The organism is Kitasatospora sp. NPDC091257 (genome assembly GCF_044757675.1).
GTDB lineage: Bacteria > Actinomycetota > Actinomycetes > Streptomycetales > Streptomycetaceae > Kitasatospora > Kitasatospora lactacystinica.
In genome coordinates this window covers 1-1,445 of sequence record NZ_JBIVVI010001680.1, presented here as the reverse complement: position 1 = coordinate 1,445, position 1,445 = coordinate 1, and the positions used below count along the sequence as shown (strand labels likewise).

The window sequence follows — 1,445 nt, the reverse complement described above, 5'->3', positions numbered from 1 at the left end:
AGGCGCTCGCCGGACTGCTCGCGCACGAGCGCGAACTGCTCGCCCAGCTCAGCTCCGGCCAGCAGCCCGAACTCGCCGCCCTGCTGCGCCTGCTCGCCGAGCACCGCCGCCCACCCCTGCGCAGCGTCACGATCGGGCACAGCCGCGACGACGCCTCCCGCACGGCCGCCGCCGCGTTCGCCGACGCCTGGCACGCCGCCGGCAACGCCGTCCTGGCCGTCGTCGACTGGCCCGAACAGGCCGCCTCCTGGCTGCGGCCCGCCCAGCGCCTCACCGACCGGGAACCCGACGCCCTCGTCATCGCCGCCGCCCCGCTCGGCTGGGCACAGCTCGCCCGACGCCTGCGCCACAGCACCTCCTGGCGCCCGGACCGCACGTTCGGCTTCGCGTCCCTCGCCGAGCCGGTCGCCGCTGCGCTCGCCGGGCCCGGCGTCCTGGACGGCGTGCGCGGCGCGAGCGCGGACGGCGGCACCTGGCGCATCGAATCCGGCTGGACCGCCTCCTTCCCGCCCCTCGCCCCGGGCGCCGCCGTGTGAACAGCACCCCCGCGCTGTTCGGCCCGCCGCCCGCCGGCTACGAGCGCCGCGAGATCGCGCCGGGCGCCGTCCACCTGCCCGGCTGGCTCACCCCCGACCGGCAGCGCGAGCTCGTCGCCGCGTGCCGCGCCTGGGCCGTCGGCCCCGTCCCGATCCGGCACACCCGGCTGCCGGGCGGTGGCGTCATGTCCGTGCAGACCGTGTGCCTGGGCTGGCACTGGCAGCCCTACGCCTACACCCGCACCGCCGACGACGTGAACGGCCGCCGCGTCGCCCGCCTCCCCGACCGGCTCGCCGACCTCGGCCGCCGGGCGGTGGCCGACGCCTACCAGGACCCCGACCAGGGCGCCGCCTACGAACCCGACGCCGCGCTGGTCAACTTCTACGACGCCGACGCCCGGCTCGGCATGCACCAGGACAAGGACGAGCGCTCCCTCGCCCCGGTGGTCTCCCTCAGCATCGGCGACACCTGCCTCTTCCGCTTCGGCAACACCCGCAGCCGCAACCGGCCCTGGACCGACCTGACCCTCGCCTCCGGCGACCTCCTCGTCTTCGGCGGCCCCTCCCGCCTCGCGTACCACGCCGTGCCGACGATCCTCCCCGGCACCGGCGACCCCGCCATCGGCCCCGCCCGGGGCCGCCTCAACATCACCCTGCGCGTCACCGGCCTGACCGACCCCGCACCCGCTCCGACCGGATCGGCCCGGTGACCGCCCCCGCCCGGTGACCGCCGCCGCCCGGCCACCGGCCGGGATCAGGGCCTTGAGGCCGCGTCAACCCCGGGCGCGCCGAATGTGAACGCCGCATTAACCCAAACTGGTCAGTGTGTGACATATTCTTCCTCGGCGGATGAATTCGGACCAATCGTCCTGAACCCGCCCGGAGGGCATCCCCTCACCCTCCCGTACC

Annotated in this window: 2 protein-coding genes; both read left to right on the top strand. The window is 76.2% G+C overall.

Features of this window, described 5'->3' with window-relative positions:
* Window positions 1–536: hypothetical protein (locus ACIQOV_RS41250; RefSeq protein ID WP_401056255.1), on the top strand; the 536-nt coding region annotated here is incomplete at its 5' end.
* Window positions 533–1,246, top strand: coding sequence for an alpha-ketoglutarate-dependent dioxygenase AlkB family protein (locus tag ACIQOV_RS41245; RefSeq protein WP_401056253.1), 714 nt, complete (start codon window positions 533–535; stop codon window positions 1,244–1,246). The genes ACIQOV_RS41250 and ACIQOV_RS41245, both read left to right, overlap by 4 nt.
* The last annotated feature ends 199 nt before the right edge of the window (window positions 1,247–1,445 follow it).